The 17637-nt window shown below is 71.2% G+C and carries 13 protein-coding genes and 1 riboswitch; of the genes, 9 read left to right on the forward strand and 4 right to left on the reverse strand.

The window, feature by feature from the left end:
- Nucleotides 1–4 precede the first annotated feature (4 nt).
- The gene (locus ACFYR3_RS37390; RefSeq protein WP_356782721.1) at nt 5–2464 is read right to left on the reverse strand and encodes a DNA topoisomerase IV subunit A; all 2460 of its coding nucleotides are present in this window, start codon (nt 2462–2464) and stop codon (nt 5–7) included.
- Between the two features lie 354 nt (nt 2465–2818).
- On the opposite strand from ACFYR3_RS37390, the gene ACFYR3_RS37395 reads away from it, so the two are divergent.
- The 4 genes from ACFYR3_RS37395 to ACFYR3_RS37410 all read left to right on the forward strand — a co-directional run bounded on the left by ACFYR3_RS37395 (nt 2819) and on the right by ACFYR3_RS37410 (nt 7600).
- Nucleotides 2819–4174, forward strand: coding sequence for a M16 family metallopeptidase (locus tag ACFYR3_RS37395; RefSeq protein WP_389286486.1), 1356 nt, complete (start codon nt 2819–2821; stop codon nt 4172–4174).
- Nucleotides 4171–5559, forward strand: a complete 1389-nt coding sequence (locus ACFYR3_RS37400; RefSeq protein WP_355853376.1) for a pitrilysin family protein — start codon at nt 4171–4173, stop codon at nt 5557–5559. The genes ACFYR3_RS37395 and ACFYR3_RS37400 overlap by 4 nt, the downstream gene beginning before the upstream one ends.
- Nucleotides 5560–5775: 216 nt before the next feature.
- Nucleotides 5776–5934, forward strand: a riboswitch (cyclic di-AMP (ydaO/yuaA leader).
- 12 nt (nt 5935–5946) lie between these two features.
- Complete coding sequence (locus ACFYR3_RS37405; protein ID WP_355853379.1) at nt 5947–6711, forward strand: peptidoglycan DD-metalloendopeptidase family protein; 765 nt, start codon at nt 5947–5949, stop codon at nt 6709–6711.
- A gap of 196 nt (nt 6712–6907) precedes the next feature.
- Nucleotides 6908–7600: a GntR family transcriptional regulator gene (locus ACFYR3_RS37410; RefSeq protein WP_355853382.1), complete on the forward strand. Its 693-nt coding sequence runs from the start codon at nt 6908–6910 to the stop codon at nt 7598–7600.
- A gap of 225 nt (nt 7601–7825) precedes the next feature.
- Here the strand turns inward: ACFYR3_RS37410 and ACFYR3_RS37415 are convergent, their stop codons facing one another.
- Nucleotides 7826–8107, reverse strand: coding sequence for an HPr family phosphocarrier protein (locus tag ACFYR3_RS37415; RefSeq protein WP_355853385.1), 282 nt, complete (start codon nt 8105–8107; stop codon nt 7826–7828).
- Between the two features lie 176 nt (nt 8108–8283).
- Between ACFYR3_RS37415 and ACFYR3_RS37420 the strand changes: the two genes are divergently transcribed.
- The 4 genes from ACFYR3_RS37420 to ACFYR3_RS37435 all read left to right on the forward strand — a co-directional run bounded on the left by ACFYR3_RS37420 (nt 8284) and on the right by ACFYR3_RS37435 (nt 13913).
- Nucleotides 8284–11112, forward strand: coding sequence for a GNAT family N-acetyltransferase (locus tag ACFYR3_RS37420; RefSeq protein ID WP_389286427.1), 2829 nt, complete (start codon nt 8284–8286; stop codon nt 11110–11112).
- 334 nt (nt 11113–11446) lie between these two features.
- Nucleotides 11447–12034, forward strand: a complete 588-nt coding sequence (locus ACFYR3_RS37425; RefSeq protein WP_261707673.1) for a DUF5998 family protein — start codon at nt 11447–11449, stop codon at nt 12032–12034.
- Nucleotides 12034–13221: a nucleotide pyrophosphatase/phosphodiesterase family protein gene (locus ACFYR3_RS37430; protein ID WP_355853392.1), complete on the forward strand. Its 1188-nt coding sequence runs from the start codon at nt 12034–12036 to the stop codon at nt 13219–13221. The genes ACFYR3_RS37425 and ACFYR3_RS37430 overlap by 1 nt, the downstream gene beginning before the upstream one ends.
- Nucleotides 13222–13265: 44 nt before the next feature.
- On the forward strand, nt 13266–13913 hold the full coding sequence (locus tag ACFYR3_RS37435) for a thymidine kinase (RefSeq protein ID WP_355853395.1): 648 nt from the start codon (nt 13266–13268) through the stop codon (nt 13911–13913).
- Nucleotides 13914–14031: 118 nt separating this feature from the next.
- Here the strand turns inward: ACFYR3_RS37435 and ACFYR3_RS37440 are convergent, their stop codons facing one another.
- On the reverse strand, nt 14032–14835 hold the full coding sequence (locus ACFYR3_RS37440; RefSeq protein ID WP_355853398.1) for a VOC family protein: 804 nt from the start codon (nt 14833–14835) through the stop codon (nt 14032–14034).
- A 322-nt stretch (nt 14836–15157) separates the two neighbouring features.
- On the opposite strand from ACFYR3_RS37440, the gene ACFYR3_RS37445 reads away from it, so the two are divergent.
- A complete protein-coding gene (locus ACFYR3_RS37445; protein ID WP_355853401.1) occupies nt 15158–15985 on the forward strand; it encodes a sulfurtransferase in 828 nt (275 codons plus the stop codon).
- A 295-nt stretch (nt 15986–16280) separates the two neighbouring features.
- On the opposite strand, the gene sepH is transcribed toward ACFYR3_RS37445, so the two are convergent.
- On the reverse strand, nt 16281–17333 hold the full coding sequence (sepH, locus tag ACFYR3_RS37450) for a septation protein SepH (protein WP_356782716.1): 1053 nt from the start codon (nt 17331–17333) through the stop codon (nt 16281–16283).
- Between the last annotated feature and the right edge of the window lie 304 nt (nt 17334–17637).

The following is a 17637-nucleotide window of genomic DNA, read 5'->3' on the forward strand; positions in this document are numbered from 1 at the left end:
CGGACTACACCGGGCCCGCCACCACCGACACCGGCTTGCCCAGCGAGATGCCCGAGCCGTCACGGCGCGGGTCGATCTCCGGCAGGTCGACGGGCATGCCGGTCTTCTGTGCCGCGCGTCCCGGCGTCGGACCGGCCCAGGCCAGCGACAGGCAGTCCTCGCCCTTCAGGAACCGCTGGCAGCGCACACCGCCCGTCGCGCGGCCCTTGCGCGGGTACTGGTCGAAGGGTGTCAGCTTGGCCGTGGTCTGGACGGAGTCGTCCAGCGTCCCGCGCGAACCCGCCACCGTGAACACCACGGCGTCGACCGCCGGGTCGACCGCGGTGAACGAGATCACCTTCGCGCCGTCGGTCAGCTTGATGCCCGCCATGCCGCCCGCGGCACGGCCCTGCGGGCGTACCTGCGAGGCCTGGTAGCGCAGCAGCTGGGCGTCGTCCGTGATGAAGACCAGGTCCTCCTCGCCGGTGCGCAGCTCGACGGCGCCGACGATCCGGTCGCCGTCCTTGAGGGTGATGACCTCCAACTCCTCCTTGTTCGAGGGGTAGTCGGGCACCACACGCTTGACGACACCCTGCTCCGTGCCGATCGCCAGGCCCGGCGATGTCTCGTCGAGGGTCGCCAGACAGATCACCGTCTCGTCCGGCTCCAGGGCGGACAGGAACTCCGAGATCGGAGCGCCCCCCGAGAGATTGGGCGCCGACGCCGTCTCGGGCAGCTGCGGGAGGTCGATCACGTTCAGGCGGAGGAGGCGGCCCAGGGACGTGACAGCACCGATCTCGCCGCGTGCCGTCGTGGGCACCGCGGAGACGATCACGTCGTGCTTGGTGCGCTTGCCGTCCGGGTCCTCCCCGAAGGGATCACCGGTCGCCGTACGCGCCAGCAGTCCCGTCGAGGACAGCAGAACCCGGCACGGGTCGTCGGCGACCTGGAGCGAGACCGTCGTGGCGGGGCTGCCCGCGGACTCCAGGAGCACCGTACGCCGGTCGGTGGCGAACTTCTTGGCCACCGCGGCCAGTTCGCCGGAGACCAGCTTGCGCAGCTCGGCGTCCGAATCCAGGATGCCGGTCAGCTCGTCGATCTCGCCGTTGAGCCGGTCGCGCTCCGACTCCAGCTCGATGCGGTCGAACCGGGTGAGGCGGCGCAGCGGCGTGTCCAGGATGTACTGCGTCTGGATCTCCGAGAGGGAGAAGTGCTCGATCAGGCGCTCCTTGGCCTGCGCCGAGTTGTCGCTGGAGCGGATGAGGCGGATGACCTCGTCGATGTCCAGGAGGGCGACGAGGAGACCCTCGACCAGGTGCAGCCGGTCGCGCTTCTTGGTGCGGCGGAACTCACTGCGGCGGCGCACGACGTCGAAGCGGTGGTCGAGGTAGACCTCCAGCAGCTCCTTGAGGCCCAGCGTGAGCGGCTGACCGTCCACCAGTGCCACGTTGTTGATGCCGAAGGACTCCTCCATCGGCGTCAGCTTGTAGAGCTGTTCGAGGACCGCCTCCGGCACGAAGCCGTTCTTGATCTCGATGACCAGACGCAGTCCGTGCGAACGGTCGGTGAGGTCCTTGACGTCGGCGATGCCCTGGAGCTTCTTCGCGCCGACCAGGTCCTTGATCTTGGCGATCACCTTCTCCGGGCCGACGGTGAAGGGCAGTTCGGTGACGACGAGGCCCTTGCGGCGCGCCGTGACGTCCTCGACCGACACCGTGGCACGGATCTTGAAGGTGCCGCGGCCCGTCTCGTACGCGTCCCTGATCCCGGAGAGGCCGACGATCCGGCCGCCGGTGGGCAGGTCGGGGCCCGGGACGTGCTTCATCAGCGTCTCGAGGTCGGCGCCCGGGTACCGGATGAGGTGACGGGCGGCGGCGATGACCTCGCCGAGGTTGTGCGGCGGCATGTTGGTGGCCATGCCGACGGCGATTCCGGAGGAGCCGTTGACCAGGAGGTTCGGGAAGGCGGCCGGGAGGGCCACCGGCTCCCGCTCCTGGCCGTCGTAGTTGGGCGAGAAGTCGACGGTGTCCTCGTCGATCGACTCGGTCATCAACGACGTCGCGTCGGCCATCCGGGCCTCGGTGTAACGCATCGCGGCCGGCGGGTCGTCGTTGCCGAGCGAACCGAAGTTGCCGTGGCCGTCGACCAGGGGAAGACGCATGGAGAAGGGCTGCGCCAGACGCACCAGGGCGTCGTAGATCGACGCGTCGCCGTGCGGGTGCAGCTTGCCCATGACCTCGCCCACGACGCGGGCACACTTCACATAGCCGCGGTCGGGGCGCAGGCCCATCTCGTTCATCTGGTAAACGATGCGGCGGTGCACCGGCTTGAGGCCGTCGCGGGCGTCCGGCAGGGCTCGCGAGTAGATGACCGAGTACGCGTATTCGAGGAAGGAGCCCTGCATCTCGTCCACGACGTCGATGTCGAGGATCTTCTCCTCGTACGAGTCGTCGGGCGGCGGGGTCTTCGTGCTGCGGCGGGCCATCGCTGCTGCGGCTCCTTCACAGTCTCTGCCGGGGCATGAACGGGTTCTGACGCGCACCATTGTGGACCGCCCCACTGACAACGCCGACCGCGACCCGTCCGTAGCGCCCCTCCGGCGCGCTCCGCGGGCGTCGCCGAGACCGTTCCCGAGCGGCCCCCGAGCCCAGTACCCGTCGGCCCCCGAACGCATCCGCGGTAGTTCTCGGGGGGTTCTCCGGGGTGTGTCAGGGACACGCGTAAGTCTCGCTCTCGGCGTATGAGGTGCGGGAACTTCGCCAGCCGTCCGCGCGCTTGCATACAGTGGCAGGACCGACAGGAATGACGCAGTTCCGCGATCGAAGGGACGTACATGCCCATGGGTCACACGGCCACAGCTGAGGCAGGCTCCGGCGGCCTGACAGCGACCGAGCACCGCCTGGCCAACGGCCTGCGCGTGGTGCTCTCCGAGGACCATCTGACCCCGGTCGCCGCGGTGTGCCTCTGGTACGACGTCGGCTCGCGCCACGAGGTCAAGGGCCGGACCGGACTCGCCCACCTCTTCGAGCACCTGATGTTCCAGGGCTCCAAGCAGGTCCACGGCAACGGTCACTTCGAACTCGTCCAGGGCGCCGGCGGCTCGCTCAACGGCACGACGAGCTTCGAGCGCACCAATTACTTCGAGACCATGCCCACCCACCAGCTGGAGATCGCCCTCTGGCTGGAGGCCGACCGCATGGGCTCGCTGCTCGCGGCACTGGACGACGAGTCCATGGAGAACCAGCGCGACGTCGTCAAGAACGAGCGCCGGCAGCGCTACGACAACGTCCCGTACGGCACCGCGTTCGAGAAGCTCACCGCGCTCTCGTACCCCGAGGGCCACCCGTACCACCACACCCCGATCGGGTCGATGGCCGACCTGGACGCGGCCACCCTGGAGGACGCCCGCGCGTTCTTCCGCACCAACTACGCGCCCAACAACGCGGTCCTGTCGGTCGTCGGCGACATCGACCCGGAGCAGACGCTCGTCTGGGTCGAGAAGTACTTCGGCTCCATCCCCGGGCACGACGGCAAGGCCGCTCCGCGGGACGGCTCGCTGCCCGACATCATCGGCGAGCAGCTGCGCGAGGTCGTCGAGGAAGACGTCCCGGCGCGCGCCCTGATGGCCGCCTACCGGCTCCCGGAGGACGGCACGCGCGCGTGCGACGCGGCCGACCTGGCGCTCACCGTCCTCGGCGGCGGTGAGTCCTCCCGGCTCTACAACCGGCTCGTACGCCGTGACCGCACCGCCGTCGCGGCCGGGTTCGGCCTGCTGCGGCTCGCCGGAGCGCCCTCCCTGGGGTGGCTGGACGTGAAGACGTCCGGCGACGTCGAGGTCCCGGTCATCGAGGCCGCCGTCGACGAGGAGCTCGCCCGGTTCGCCGAGGAGGGCCCGACTGCCGAGGAAATGGAGCGCGCTCAGGCCCAGTTGGAGCGCGAGTGGCTCGACCGGCTCGGCACCGTCGCGGGCCGTGCCGACGAACTGTGCCGGTACGCCGTCCTGTTCGGCGACCCGCAGCTCGCCCTGACCGCCGTGCAGCGCATCCTCGACGTCACGGCGGAGGAGGTCCAGGAGGCCGCCAAGGCCCGCCTGCGCCCCGACAACCGCGCGGTGCTCGTCTACGAGCCGACCACCGCCGAAGCCACCGACGCGGCTGACTCCGCCGACGAGACCGACGAGGAGGCGGCGAAGTGACCGAGCTCGCCACCATGGACTTCCACCCGCAGCCCCAGGCCGGCCGGCCCAAGCCGTGGGCGTTTCCCGCCCCCGAGCGCGGCACCCTGGACAACGGTCTGACCGTGCTGCGCTGCCATCGCCCCGGCCAGCAGGTCGTCGCCGTCGAGGTCATCCTCGCCGCGCCGCTGGAGGCCGAACCCGCGGGTCTGGACGGCATCGCCACGATCATGGCGCGCGCCTTCTCCGAGGGCACCGACAAGCACTCGGCCGAGGACTTCGCCGCCGAACTGGAGCGCTGCGGCGCCACGCTCGACGCGCACGCCGACCACCCCGGCGTACGCCTGTCCCTCGAAGTGCCGGTCTCGCGCCTGACCAAGGCGCTGGGCCTGCTCGCCGACGCGCTGCGGGCCCCCGCGTTCGCGGACAGCGAGGTCGAGCGGCTGGTGCGCAACCGGCTGGACGAGATCCCGCACGAGACGGCCAATCCCGCCCGTCGTGCGGCCAAGGAGCTCTCCAAGGAGCTGTTCCCGGCGAGCGCGCGCATGTCGCGCCCGCGCCAGGGCACCGAGGAGACCGTCCAGAAGATCGACTCCGCGGCCGTACGCGCCTTCTACGACAAGCACGTGCGCCCCGCGACGGCCACCGCCGTCGTCGTCGGTGACCTGACCGGTGTCGACCTCGACGAGCTGCTCGGCGACACGCTGGGCTCCTGGACCGGTTCGTCCGCCGAGCCGCGTCCCGTGCCGCCGGTGAGCGCAGACGACACGGGCCGCGTGATCATCGTCGACCGCCCCGGCGCCGTCCAGACGCAGTTGCTCATCGGCCGGGTCGGCGCCGACCGGCACGATCGCGTGTGGCCCGCCCAGGTGCTCGGCACCTACTGCCTCGGCGGCACCCTCACCTCACGCCTCGACCGCGTCCTGCGCGAGGAGAAGGGCTACACCTACGGCGTACGGGCGTTCGGCCAGGTCCTGCGCGCCGCGCCGGACGGCACGGGTGTCGCGATGCTCGCCATCAGCGGCTCGGTGGACACGCCGAACACCGGTCCGGCGCTCGACGACCTGTGGAAGGTGCTGCGCACCCTCGCGGCCGAGGGGCTGACCGACACGGAGCGCGACGTCGCGGTGCAGAACCTGGTGGGTGTCGCGCCCCTCAAGTTCGAGACGGCGGCAGCCGTCGCGAGCACGCTCGCGGACCAGGTCGAGCAGTACCTGCCGGACGACTATCAGGCGACGCTCTATCAGCAACTGGCCGCCACCGGCACGGTGGAGGCCACCGCGGCTGCGGTGAGCGCCTTCCCGATGGACCGTCTGGTGACCGTGCTGGTGGGCGACGCGGCGACGATCGAGGAGCCGGTCAAGGCCCTCGGAATCGGTGAAGTCAGCGTGGTGGCCGCCGAGTAGAGCCCGCGCGACCCGAGGAGGGCCCTGGTGACTGAAGAGTCGTCAGGGCTCTCCTTTTCCCGCACGTGGCCCCCAAGATGTCCCTATTCGTGCGGGAGTTGCCCTTGTGCCCTGTGGGATACGTTACAAAAATCGTGATCCGTTTGTTGTTCGAATGACACCCCGTTTAGCGTCGGTCCGGCTGTTCGTCACGCACTGCGCCGCGCCCGCGGCACCGGACAGTCATCGCCGAGTCCCCCTATGGCGCGAGTCAGGGGAGCCGGGGACCCACGTAGTCCCTGGGGTGAATCGGACGCCCTCCCCGGAGGGGGTCCGTAGGAGACCTTCCTGCTCCGAACCCGTCAGCTAACCCGGTAGGCGAGAGGGAAGGAAAGGATCAGCCCCTACATGGCGTTCTCCTGTGGCACCGGCAAGCATCGTCGTCCGAGCCGGGTGCACAGCACCACCACGGCCGCCGTCGGGGTCGCGGCGCTCACCACCACCGGTGTGATCGGAACCCTGGCCGCCCCCGCGTTCGCCGCGGAAGCCTCCGTCGAGCAGACCGGGCTGACCCAGGCCGTCACCCTCGGCGACTCGGTCGCCGACCAGATCGACGCCCAGGCCTTCGCGCAGCAGCGCGCCGCCGACGAGGCCGCCGCGCGGAAACAGGCCGAGCAGACCGCGCGCAAGCACGCCGCGGAGCAGGCCGCGAAGTCCCGCGAGGCCAAGGAGCGCGCCGCCCGTGAGGCCGAGCGCAAGCGCCTGAACATGTTCGTCATCCCGATCACCGGTTCGTACATCTCCACCGGCTACCAGGCCAGCAGCAGTCTCTGGTCCTCGGGCAGCCACACCGGCGTCGACTTCCACGCCGCGTACGGCACCTCGGTCCACGCCGTGGGCTCCGGCACCGTCGTCACCACCGGCTGGGGCGGCGCCTACGGCAATCAAGTAGTGATCAAGATGCTTGACGGCACGTACACCATGTACGGCCACCTGTCGTCCATCGGTGTGTCCGAGGGGCAGACGGTCACTCCGGGGCAGCAGATCGGCCTCTCAGGGGACACCGGCAACACCACCGGACCGCACCTTCACTTCGAGGCCCGTACGACCGCGGAGTACGGCTCGGACATCGACCCGGTCGCGTACCTGCGCTCGCACGGAGTCAACGTCTGACGACCGCTTCGCGGCTTCTTCGCCGCTTTTGATGCCCCGGCTCAACGAGCCGGGGCATCATCGTTTCCGGAGGCCCTCTGTCCAAAAAATATCCATGGATTCAGGCCCGCCATCGGAAATTCAGGCTTCCTGCAATAGAGTCACTGAACAAGCGTCAATCGATGGCGTTTCGCGGGGATTAAAGCGGAGGTCGGTCATGCGTATTCCGGCGCACTCGGTATGCACGGCGATCCGTGACGACATCGTCGCGGGTGTCTACGAGCGCGGCGGCCGGCTCACCGAGGAACTGCTCGCGCGGCGCTACGGCGTCTCGCGCGTCCCCGTGCGCGAGGCTCTGCGCACCCTGGAGGCCGAGGGCTTCGTGGTCACCCGCCGGCATGCGGGCGCGTGCGTCGCGGAGCCCAGCGAGCAGGAGGCCGCGGACCTCCTGGAGATGCGCATGCTGCTGGAACCGCTGGGGGCCGCGAGGGCCGCCCAGCGGCGTACGGAGGCCCACCTCAAGGTGCTGCGAGGTCTGGTCAGGCTGGGGCAGGAGCGTTCCAGGAGAGGCCACAGCGAGGATCTGCGCTCACTGGGCGGCTGGTTCCACGAGACACTCGCACAGGCGTCCGGCAGCCCCGCGCTGACCTCCACGCTCGCCCAGCTGCGACACAAGATCGCCTGGATGTTCTCGGTGGACGCGCCGGCCAACCCCGCGGAGTCCTGGGCGGAGCACGGCGGCATCGTGGACGCGGTCGCCCGCGGCGACAGCGAGCGGGCCCGCGCGATCACGGCCCTGCACACCGAGCGCGCGACGACCGTGCACCGGCTCCGATTTCCCGGCGGCGATCGGACGGATCGTGTGAGAAGTTCGCAACCTCCCGTAAACATGATGGGCCCGCGTCATTAACACGGGCGCCGTATACAAAGAGGGATATTCGGCAGGGGCTCATTTCCGATGCCCTTTTATTCGCGTGTCCGGAATTTCGGTGCGCGCTATTCCCGTGACCGCGGCGTGAGGGCCGAGCGTGCCCCCGGGGGAATTCCTCCGGTGGGTACGGAAAACGGCTGAGCCGCGCCGCCCGGGGATGGGGAGGCGCGGCTCAGCCGCGTGTGTCCTGGGCGCCTTGTGGGCTCAGACGGTCTCGGGGAGCTCGTCGAGCCCCTCGGCGACCAGCTTCGCCAGACGGTCGAGAGCGGCGTCCGCGCCCTCGGAGTCCGACGCGAGGACGATCTCCTCGCCGCCCTGGGCGCCCAGGCCGAGGACCGCGAGCATGGAGGCCGCGTTGACGGGGTTGCCGTCGGACTTGGCGATCGTCAGGGGGATGCCGGAGGCCGTGGCGGCCCGGACGAAGATGGAGGCGGGGCGGGCGTGGAGGCCCTCGGTCCAGCCGACGTTGACGCGGCGCTCAGCCATGTGATGCTGCCCTTCGGGTGTTCCAGGTTGTCTAGACCAGTGTTCCATATCGTGAGGCATGCCCGGACGGTCCCCGGTTCCGCCTGCCGCGGCGCCGGTCCGCGGCCCCGCTCCGGCGTCCGTCACCCTCAGACTGCCTCGCGCCGTTGTCGTACGCGAGCCGTACTCTGGGCCCCATGCAGACCTCGTCGGACCGGCACGAGTACCCAGCTCACTGGGAGGCCGACGTGGTGCTGCGCGACGGCGGCACCGCACGCGTCAGGCCCATCACCGTCGATGACGCCGAGCGCCTGGTCAGCTTCTACGAGCAGGTGTCCGACGAGTCGAAGTACTACCGCTTCTTCGCGCCGTATCCGCGACTGTCGGCCAAGGACGTCCACCGGTTCACCCACCACGACTTCGTGGACCGCGTCGGCCTCGCGGCCACGGTGGGCGGCGAGTTCATCGCCACCGTGCGCTACGACCGCATCGACGCCGACGGGATGCCCGCGTCCGCGCCCGCCGACGAGGCCGAGGTCGCCTTTCTCGTACAGGACGCCCACCAGGGCCGCGGCGTCGCCTCGGCCCTGCTCGAACACATCGCGGCCGTGGCCCGCGAGCGCGACATCCGCCGCTTCGCCGCCGAGGTGCTGCCCGCCAACAACAAGATGATCAAGGTGTTCACGGACGCCGGATACACCCAGAAGCGCAGCTTCGAGGACGGCGTCGTACGCCTGGAGTTCGACCTCGAACCCACCGACCGGTCGCTCGCCGTGCAGCGCGCGCGGGAGCAGCGCGCCGAGGCCCGCTCCGTGCAGCGGCTGCTCGCCCCCGGCTCGGTCGCCGTCATCGGTGCCGGACGCACCCCCGGCGGAGTCGGCCGCAGCGTTCTCGACAACCTGCGGAAAGCCGGATTCACCGGACGTCTGTACGCCGTGAACGCGGCACTTCAGGAGAAGGAACTCGACGGAGTCCCGGCCCACCGCTCCGTCCGCGACATCGCCGAGCCCGTCGACCTCGCCGTCGTCGCCGTACCCGCCGAGCACGTTCCCGAGGTCGTCACGGAATGCGGCGAACACGGGGTGCAGGGGCTCGTGGTGGTCACCGCCGGGTACGCCGAGAGCGGTCCCGAAGGACGCGAACGCCAGCGCGAACTCGTGCGGCACGCGCGCACGTACGGGATGCGCATCATCGGGCCCAACGCCTTCGGCGTCATCAACACGTCCCCCGAAGTGCGTCTGAACGCCTCGCTCGCCCCGCAGATGCCCCGCCCCGGACGGATCGGCCTGTTCGCGCAGTCCGGCGCCATCGGCATCGCCCTGCTGTCCCGGCTGCACCGGCGCGGCGGCGGCGTCACGGGCGTGACCGGCGTGTCGACCTTCATCTCCTCCGGGAACCGGGCGGACGTCTCCGGCAACGACGTACTGCAGTACTGGTACGACGACCCGGACACCGACGTCGCCCTGATGTACCTCGAGTCCATCGGCAACCCGCGCAAGTTCAACCGCCTCGCACGGCGGACGGCGGCGGCGAAGCCACTGGTCGTGGTCCAGGGCGCGCGGCACGGCGGGGCCGCTCCCCAGGGCCATGCCGTACGGGCCACCCGGCTGCCGCACGCCACGGTGTCCGCGCTGCTGCGCCAGGCCGGAGTGATCCGGGTGGACACCATCACCGAACTCGTCGACGCGGGCCTGCTGCTGGCCCGCCAGCCGCTCCCCAAAGGACCCCGCGTGGCGATCCTCGGGAACTCCGAGTCGCTCGGGCTGCTCACGTACGACGCGTGTCTCGCCGAGGGGCTCAGGCCGCTGCCACCGCGGGACCTGACGACGGCGGCCTCGGCGGAGGACTTCCACCGGGCGCTGTCGCAGGCCCTCGCCGACGACGGATGTGACGCCGTGGTCGTGACGGCCATACCGGCACTGGGGGAGACCTCGGCCGCCGACGCGGAGCTCGCCGAGGCGCTCCGGTCCTCCGCCCTGGCGGCTCCGGCGAAACCCGTGCTCGTGGTGCACGTCGAACTGGGCGGGCTCGCCGAGGCCCTGTCCGCCGCCGCGAGCACCGCCCCCCAGGCCCCGGGGGCGGCACCCGGCGCGGCGCCCGGCGCCCGCTTCCACCCCTCGGACCGGTCACCCACCGCGGTGCGTGCCGAATCCGCGCCGGACTCCCGGCTCATCCCCGCCTACCCCGCCGCCGAACGTGCCGTCCGCGCCCTCGCCGAAGCCGTCAAGTACGCCCAGTGGCGCCTGGACGCCGGCGAGCCCGGCAAGGTGCCCGCATACGAGGACATCGACGAAAAGGGAGCGGCGGGGCTCATCGACGACCTCCTCGCGCGCGGGGAGGGCCTGACTCTGGGAGGCGAGGAGACGGCGGCACTGCTCGGGCGGTACGGCATCGACGTGCACCGCGCCCTGCCCGCCCCCACTCCGGACGACGCCGTCGCGGCCGCGCGGGCCATCGGCTACCCCGTGGCTCTCAAGACCACCGCCCCGCACCTGCGGCACCGCGCCGACCTCGGCGGCGTACGGCTGGACGTGGCGGACGAGGAACAGCTGCGCCGGGCCTACGCGGAGCTGACCGAGCTGTTCGGGACACCGACGGTGCTGCGCCCGGTCGTGCAGGGGATGGCGCCGCGCGGTGTCGACACGGTGGTCCGCGCGGTGATCGATCCGGCGGCCGGGGCGGTGCTCTCCTTCGGGCTCTCCGGAGCCGCCTCCGAACTGCTCGGGGACACGGCGCACCGGCTGATTCCGGTCACCGACCGGGAAGCGGGCTCCCTGGTCCGGTCGATCCGGACGGCGCCGCTCCTGTTCGGCTGGCGGGGCTCCGCGCCGGTCGACACGGCGGCCCTCGAAGAGCTCATGCTGCGGGTGTCCCGGCTGGTCGACGACCACCCGGAGGTCGTCGCGGTCTCGCTGGAGCCGGTGGTGGTCGCGCCGACCGGCCTGAGCGTGCTGGGCGCCACGGTACGACTGGCCCGCGCCCCGCTCCGGGACGACCTCGGCCCCCGGACACTGCCCGTCGTCTGAGTCGTCTGAGTCGTCCGAGGGGCGCGCTGCCTCCGGGGACGACAGGGGCCCCGGGGCCCGGGACGCTCGTCGTCGCCCGAGCGCTGCTGGCTGCGACCTCCCCGGCCCGGAACCCGGCGCAGTCCCAGGTGGCGTCCACCGCGCCCCCGCCCGTCCGGCGTGCCGCAGGGCCCGCCCCCGTGTCCGCCCCCACGTCCGCCCCGTCGCAGCCGCGCCATGGCCCTTGCCGTGCCCGCGTCGCACCGGTCGCCGTCCCCGAATCGATCTGATCAGTCCACGACAGACCCACGCGAGCGGTGCCTCGCAGTCAGTGGGCCCCCGTAGGATGGACGGCATGGCCAAGACCAGTACGACGACCCAGGGGCTGCGAGCGGCGATCGAGCGCAGCGGCTACTACCCGGCCCTCGTGGCCGAGGCGGTGGAGGCCGCGATCGGCGGCGAGACCATCCGGTCGTACCTGGTCCACCAGGAGACGACGTTCGACGCGAACGAGGTACGGCGGCACGTGACCGTGCTCGTCCTTACCGGCAACCGTTTCATCGTGAGCCACACCGACGAGCAGAACGCGGACACCACGTCCCCGACGCCGTACGCCACGACCTCGACGGAGTCGGTCAAGCTCGGCCGGATCTCCTCGGTCGTCGTCAGCCGCGTCGTCGCGAACCCGGAGTCGTACACGCCGGGCACGCTGCCCCGCGAAGTGGTCCTGACCATCGGCTGGGGCGCCGTCTCCCGCATCGACCTGGAGCCGGCCGCCTGCGGTGACCCCAACTGCGAGGCGGATCACGGTTACACCGGCAGCTCGACGGCCGACGACCTGAGCCTGCGGGTCAGCGAGGCGGGGGACGGTCCGGAGACCGTCCGTCAGGCCCTCGCATTCGCGCAGTCCCTCTCCGAGGCGACCGCGGACGTCGCCCGCTGATGGCCCTGCCCACCTGGGACCACCCGGAACCGCTCGCCATCGAGTCCGCGCCCGTCCCCGAGTACGGCGCCGGTTCGCTGGCCGACCTGCTGCCCACGCTCGCCGCCGGTATGTCCGTGCCCGGTGCGACCGCCGCCATACCCGAACTGACCGAAGCCGACCGGAACTGCGTGTTCCTGATCGACGGTCTCGGCTGGGAGCAGCTCAAGGCTCACCCGGACGAGGCACCCTTCATGACGTCGCTCCTCGCGTCCTCACGAGGCGGCACGGGGCGTCCGATCACCGCGGGCTACCCGGCCACCACCGCGACCTCCCTCGCCTCCGTCGGCACCGGCCTGCCCCCGGGCGCGCACGGCTTGCCCGGCTACACCGCGCGCAACCCCGCCACCGGTGAGCTGATGAACCAGCTCCGCTGGAACCCGTGGACCGAGCCGCGCGCCTGGCAGCCCTACCCCACGATCTTCCAGCTGGCCGAGGCAGCGGGTGTGCATACCGCCCAGGTCTCCTCGCCGACCTTCCAGAACACACCGCTGACGAAGATCGCGTTGAGCGGCGGGACGTTCCACGGCAGGCTGTCCGGCGAGGATCGCGTGGACCTCGCCGCCGAGCAACTGGCCGCCGGGGACCGCTCCTTGGTCTACACGTACTACGCGGAGGTGGACGGCAAGGGCCACCGCTTCGGCGTCGACTCGGACCCCTGGCGCGGCCAGCTGATGTATGTCGACCGCCTGGTCCAGCGCCTCGCGGAGCAGTTGCCGCCGCGCTCGACGCTGTACGTCACCGCCGACCATGGCATGATCGACATCCCGTTCGACGAGCAGCACCGCATCGACTTCGACGAGGACTGGGAGCTGCGCGCCGGAGTCGCCCTGCTGGGTGGCGAGGGTCGTGCCCGCCATGTGTACGCGGTCCCGGGCGCCGAGGTGGATGTGCTGACCTGCTGGCGCGAGGTCCTCGGCGAGCAGTTCTGGGTCGCCTCCCGTGACGAGGCGATCGAAGCGGGCTGGTTCGGCCCGCGGATCGACGAGCGGGTGTACGCGCGGCTGGGTGACGTGATCGCGGCCGCCCGGGACGATGTCCTGATCATCGCCTCCGAGCGGGAGCCGAAGGAGTCGCTGATGGTCGGCAACCACGGTTCGATGACCCCGGCCGAGCAACTGGTGCCCCTCCTCCAAGTACGCTCCTGACGCCCTCCCCCCTTACTCCGTTGCCGAAAGGTGCTCAACTCCCCATGCCCGAGCTGGTGTTCTTCTCCGGAACGATGGACTGCGGGAAGTCCACGCTGGCTCTCCAGATCGAGCACAACCGCTCGGCGCGGGGTCTGCAGGGCATGATCTTCACGCGCGACGACCGCGCGGGCGAGGGCAAGCTCTCCTCGCGCCTCGGCCTGGTCACCGACGCGGTCGAGGTGGCGGACGACCAGGACCTGTACGCCTATCTGGTCGACCACCTCTCGCAGGGAGGCCGGGCGGACTACGTGATCGCGGACGAGGCCCAGTTCCTGGCCCCGCCGCAGATCGACCAACTGGCCCGTGTGGTGGACGACCTGGGCGTCGACGTCTTCGCCTTCGGGATCACCACCGACTTCCGTTCCAAGCTCTTCCCGGGCTCCCAGCGCCTCGTCGAACTGGCAGACCGGGTCGAGGTCCTCCAGGTCGAGGCCCTGTGCTGGTGCGGCGCCCGCGCCACGCACAACGCCCGCACCGTGGGCGGCGAGATGGTCGTCGAAGGCGCCCAGGTCGTCGTCGGCGACGTCAACCAGCCGGAGAACATCGGCTACGAGGTCCTGTGCCGCCGGCACCACCGCCGCCGTATGACAGCAGCCACGGCCCACGCGAGCGCCCTGTCTCCCGACGTCCTGCCGATCCACTCGGTCTGAGGCCTGTTACCGGAGACTTTTTGCCCGAGGTCCGAGGTCCGAGGCCCGAGCCCGATGCCAGCCCCCATGGCCGGCGCCCGGCCCGGCGTCGGATCGTCAGTCCGGACGGTTCACTGGGTCATGTGACGGCATGGATCAGGGAGAACATCGCGCCCTCCGGATCCGCCACCGTCGCCACGCGTCCGTACGGGGAATCATGGGCCGCCCGCAGGAGGTGCCCGCCGAGTTCCGTGACCCGGCGGACGGTGTCGTCCAATTCGGCGGCCTCGAAGTACGTCAGCCAGTGCGGGCCCCGGTCGCGCGGCAGGGCGTTCCCGACGCCGTGGATGCCGGCCACCGGCCGACCGTCGATGTGCAGGGTCACATAGTCGAAGTCGGCCGAGACGGTCGGCTCCAGTTCGTAGCCGAAGACCCCCTGGTAGAACTTGACGACGCTCTCGGTGTCGCGCGTCACGAGCTCGTTCCACGCCGGGGTGCCCGGCACGCCGGTGATCCCCGTACCCAGATGGGCCGCCACCTGCCAGATGCCGAAGACGGCGCCCGACGGGTCGGAGGCGATGGCCAGGCGGCCGGCCTCGGCGGCGTCGATCGGGCCCACGCCCACGGTGCCGCCGCTGTGCCGTACCGTCTCGGCGGTCTGGTCCACGTCGGCCGAGGCGAAGTAGGGCGTCCAGGCGATCGGCAGGTGCCGGTCGGGCGGCAACTGGCCGATCCCGGCCACCTCGTGGCCGTCGAGAAGGGCCCGCGCGTACGGGCCGAGCTGCGGGGGGCCCGGCTGGAATTCCCAGCCGAACAGTGCTCCGTAGAAGTCCTGGGTCGCGGCCGTCTCATGCACCATCAGGCTCTCCCAGCAGGGTGTGCCGGGCGCGTGCCGAGCGTGCTTGGTGCCGTTCGGGCCGGCCGATTCCCGTGCCTCGGTCATCGTCACTCTCTTCTCGGCCCCTTGCGGTGGCCGGTCACCTTCCGCCTGCGAACACGCGTACTCAGTCGCGTGCGTGCACGCCCCGTGCCGATGTTCGCACCACCGGTCGTCCGTGCGTCCGGGCCGCGCCGCCGTTGAGCGGTGCGCGGACGGAGGACGCCCGATCTGTCGTTTCTCATCCGTTTCGGAGTGATTGCCGCGTGGTGTCCATCGGTTGTACAGCATGTGCCCGATCCCGTACGCGTGGTGATCGGACCTGTCCGGCGGAGCAGAGTAGCCGGACATGGACGAAGCGGCCACCCCGTGCGCAAGGATGGTGGCCATGAACGCCATCATCACGTCACCCGAACTCGCGAGTGACCTGGCGGGGCCGAACCCGCCGGTCCTCCTCGACGTCCGCTGGCAGTTGGGCGGCCCCAACCTGCGCTCCGAGTACGAGAACGCGCACATTCCCGGTGCCGTCTTCGTCGATCTGGATTCCGAACTCGCTGGTCCGGCCGGTGCGGCGGGCCGGCATCCGCTTCCCGGCCCCGAGATCTTCGGCGCGGCGATGCGGGCCGCGGGAGTGTCCGAGAACCGCGACGTCGTTGTGTACGACGGCGGGCAGGGCTGGGCCGCCGCGCGCGCCTGGTGGCTGCTGGGCTATTCGGGGCATCCGTCGGTACGCGTGCTTGACGGAGGGTTCGCCGCCTGGAGCGGACCGGTGTCCTCCGAGGTCCCCTCGCCGGTGCCCGGAACGTTCGTGCCGGCGCTCGGCGCCCGGCCGTCGCTCGACGCGGACGGGGCCGCCGCGCTCGCCCGCACCGGACTGTTGCTGGACGCCCGCGCGGGGGAGCGGTACCGGGGCGACGTCGAGCCGATCGATCCGGTCGGCGGGCACATCCCGGGCGCCGTCTCCGCGCCGACCGCCGAGAACGTCGCGGAGGACGGACGGTTCCTGCCGTCGGCCGAACTCGCCGACCGCTTCAAGTCCTTCGGCGTGACACCCGCGTCCGAGGTGGGTGTCTACTGCGGCTCAGGGGTCTCGGGCGCCCATGAGGTGCTGGCCCTCGCCGTGGCCGGCATTCCGGCGGCGCTGTACGTGGGTTCGTGGTCGGAGTGGTCCCAGGACGGCAACCGCGCTGTCGCGGTGGGTCCCGATCCTCAGTGAACCGGCGGCGGTGCCCGCTGCCGTTCTCACGGCAGCGTCCGCGGTGCCGCCCGCAGCAGCATCCGCGCTGCCGCCCGCAGTAGCACCCGTGGTGGCGCCCCCACGGGCGCCTGCGGTGCCGCTCACCAACACTTGCGGGTCGGCTCGGCAGCAGCACCTCGATGTGACCGCGGTGAGTGGAGGCACGGTACGCCGGGTGGTCGGTCGCGCCGGACGCGGGCGTCGGCCTCGCCGCTCGGCGCACGACGTGGGGGCCCGCACCGATCCGGTGCGGGCCCCCACGTCGTGGACCTGACTAGTCCTGTTTCTTCCGCCGTGTGCCGAAGACGATCTCGTCCCAGCTCGGGACCGCCGCTCTACGGCCGGGACGGACGCCGTCGGCCTCGGCCTGGCGGTCGGTCGCGCCGACGAGCCGGTCGCGATGGCTGCCGACCGAGCGCGGCATGAGCACGTCCGCGTACGCGGAACCGGCGCCCGCCGAGGCGGCGGGAGCCGGGGGCTCCTCCTCCTCGGGCTCGGGAACGGGCTCCTCGGCGGCGGGTCGCTCGGCGGGGGCGGTCCGCTCGGGCACCACCATGTCGCCCCGGAAGCTGGGCACCGCCTCCAGGAGGCTGGTCAGCGAGTCCCGGTCCTCGGCCTCCTCGGCCGGATCCGGGGAGGGCGGGGGCAGGCTCGGCCGCTCCATCTGCCGGTCCAGGGCGCGGTCCAGCGGACGGTCGCGGGGCAGCCGGGCGATCCGCGGCACGAACGGGAAGCTCGGCTCGGGCGCCGCGAGGTCGTCGGACTCGCCGATCAGCGAGCGTGCCTCGTCGTCGACGGCCTGGACGAGTCGCCGGGGCGGGTCGTAGGTCCAGCTCGCGGCATGCGGTTCGCCCGCGACCCGGTAGACCAGCAGGACTTCCCATGTGCCGTCGTCGCGGCGCCAGGAGTCCCACTGAACGGTGTCCTTCTCGGCACCCCGGATCAGCAACCGCTCCTGGACGGCCTCGCCGAGCTGGGGTCCGGCGTTCTCTCCGGGGCGGCGGACGGGAGTCTTCCTGGCGCGCTCGGCCATGAAGGCACGCTCGGCCAGCACGGGCCCCTCGAAGCGACGTACGCGATCGACGGGGATTCCGGCGAGCTGGGCGACTTCCTCCGCGGAAGCGCCGGCGCGTATACGCGCCTGGATGTCTCGGGGGCGGAGATGGCTCTCCACCTCGATCTCGATCTGGCCGAGGCGGGGACGGTCGCCGCGTACGGCGGCGCGCAGACGCTCGTCAATCGGAAGCGTGTACTCCGTACTGTCCGCAGCCTTCAGCACCAGCCGTGTGCCGTCGTTAGAGACGGCCACGACACGCAGTTCGGGCATGGGGACCTCCCGGGTGGTGCCTGCCGACGTCACGTGCGTCGCTGCTTCCGCTAGTCGAGTGTGGCCTGCCCGGGTGCAGCCTGCCACAACCTTGCCGAGTTGCCCGGCGTGTCGGGCACGGGCCCGGGGCCGCCGTTATGGCACGGTTACCTATTCGCAACGCTAAGTGACGAACTCCATCACCCTGTGCAACGAGCCCCCTCCCGGCGGTCCTGCAAGGCCCCGGACACCCTGGCGGGAGTCCGGACCCAGGGCTCGCAACAGTACTCCATTCGGGCCACTTGCGTGGATCGGCACGCCGCCC

The organism is Streptomyces sp. NPDC005784, assembly GCF_042871525.1.
Lineage (GTDB): Bacteria > Actinomycetota > Actinomycetes > Streptomycetales > Streptomycetaceae > Streptomyces.

Excerpts from the sequence above, each read along its gene's own strand:
- ACFYR3_RS37420 (WP_389286427.1), top strand. The coding sequence starts at position 8,284 with ATGCAGACCTCGTCGGACCGGCACGAGTACCCAGCTCACTGGGAGGCC.
- ACFYR3_RS37430 (WP_355853392.1), top strand. The coding sequence starts at position 12,034 with ATGGCCCTGCCCACCTGGGACCACCCGGAACCGCTCGCCATCGAGTCC.
- ACFYR3_RS37405 (WP_355853379.1), top strand. The coding sequence starts at position 5,947 with ATGGCGTTCTCCTGTGGCACCGGCAAGCATCGTCGTCCGAGCCGGGTG.
- ACFYR3_RS37435 (WP_355853395.1), top strand. The coding sequence starts at position 13,266 with ATGCCCGAGCTGGTGTTCTTCTCCGGAACGATGGACTGCGGGAAGTCC.
- ACFYR3_RS37415 (WP_355853385.1), bottom strand. The coding sequence starts at position 8,107 with ATGGCTGAGCGCCGCGTCAACGTCGGCTGGACCGAGGGCCTCCACGCC.
- ACFYR3_RS37445 (WP_355853401.1), top strand. The coding sequence starts at position 15,158 with ATGAACGCCATCATCACGTCACCCGAACTCGCGAGTGACCTGGCGGGG.
- ACFYR3_RS37410 (WP_355853382.1), top strand. The coding sequence starts at position 6,908 with ATGCGTATTCCGGCGCACTCGGTATGCACGGCGATCCGTGACGACATC.
- ACFYR3_RS37390 (WP_356782721.1), bottom strand. The coding sequence starts at position 2,464 with ATGGCCCGCCGCAGCACGAAGACCCCGCCGCCCGACGACTCGTACGAG.
- sepH (WP_356782716.1), bottom strand. The coding sequence starts at position 17,333 with ATGCCCGAACTGCGTGTCGTGGCCGTCTCTAACGACGGCACACGGCTG.
- ACFYR3_RS37425 (WP_261707673.1), top strand. The coding sequence starts at position 11,447 with ATGGCCAAGACCAGTACGACGACCCAGGGGCTGCGAGCGGCGATCGAG.
- ACFYR3_RS37395 (WP_389286486.1), top strand. The coding sequence starts at position 2,819 with ATGGGTCACACGGCCACAGCTGAGGCAGGCTCCGGCGGCCTGACAGCG.
- ACFYR3_RS37440 (WP_355853398.1), bottom strand. The coding sequence starts at position 14,835 with ATGACCGAGGCACGGGAATCGGCCGGCCCGAACGGCACCAAGCACGCT.